Source organism: Taklimakanibacter deserti, from assembly GCA_003574785.1.
Genome location: QORU01000061.1, coordinates 1 through 613, shown reverse-complemented (window position 1 = coordinate 613; position 613 = coordinate 1). Strand labels below are relative to the sequence as shown.

General features: G+C 45.7%; 1 protein-coding gene. It reads right to left on the bottom strand.

What is annotated here, in order from left to right:
• Positions 1 to 41: 41 nt before the first annotated feature.
• On the bottom strand, positions 42 to 613 hold a 572-nt coding region (gene rplB, locus DS839_RS35940), incomplete at its 5' end, for a 50S ribosomal protein L2 (protein ID WP_119275357.1).

The following is a 613-nucleotide window of genomic DNA, read 5'->3' as shown; positions in this document are numbered from 1 at the left end:
AGGGAACGTGGCATTGGACTATCCTATATTAATGAATAAAATTATTTGCCACGACGACGTACGATGTATTTATCGGTACGTTTGTTGTGACGAGTTTTCTTACCTTTGGTTTGAACGCCCCAAGGTGTAACAGGGTGTTTACCGAAGTTACGACCTTCACCACCACCGTGCGGGTGGTCTACCGGGTTCATCGCAGTACCACGAACTGTCGGGCGAACGCCTCTCCAGCGGTTAGCACCTGCTTTACCAAGAACGCGAAGCATATGCTCTGAGTTACCTACTTCACCGATGGTTGCAGTACACTCAGCTAATACTTTACGCATTTCGCCTGAACGAAGACGTAAAGTTACATAGTTACCTTCACGAGCGATAATTTGTACGTAAGCACCTGCAGAACGTGCGATTTGACCACCTTTACCAGGTTTTAATTCCACGTTATGAACTGTAGTACCTACTGGGATATTACGCATTGGTAACGCATTACCCGCTTTAATCGGAGCTGAAACGCCTGCTTGAATCGTATCACCAACAGATAAACCTTTTGGTGCTAAGATGTAGCGACGTTCACCATCTTTATAAAGCACTAATGCAATGTTCGCAGAACGGTTCGGAT